Genomic DNA, 279 nt, shown 5'->3' on the forward strand with positions numbered 1-279 from the left:
CCAAGATAAACATGGGCCTGATGGATTCCTTCGAGTTGGGCAACATGGACGCCAAGCGCGACTGGGGATTTGCCAAGGAGTACGTCGAAGGCATGTCGCGGACGCTGCAGGCTGAAACGCCGGACAGCTTTGTGCTGGCCACCAACCGTACCGAAACCGTCCGCAGTTTCGTGAGCATGGCCTTCAAGGCCACAGGCGTTACGGTCCAGTGGGAAGGCGAAGCCGAGTCCGAACGCGGGATCGATGCGGCCACCGGTAAGGTGCTGGTGTCGGTCAATC

The 279-nt window shown here is 60.2% G+C and carries 1 protein-coding gene; it reads left to right on the forward strand.

The genetic code is table 11. The annotated features are described in order from the left end of the window. On the forward strand, positions 1 to 279 hold a 279-nt coding region (locus EE949_RS09050; protein ID WP_206335700.1), incomplete at both ends, for a GDP-mannose 4,6-dehydratase.

This window comes from Pseudomonas viridiflava (genome assembly GCF_900602065.1).
Taxonomy (GTDB): Bacteria; Pseudomonadota; Gammaproteobacteria; order Pseudomonadales; family Pseudomonadaceae; genus Aquipseudomonas.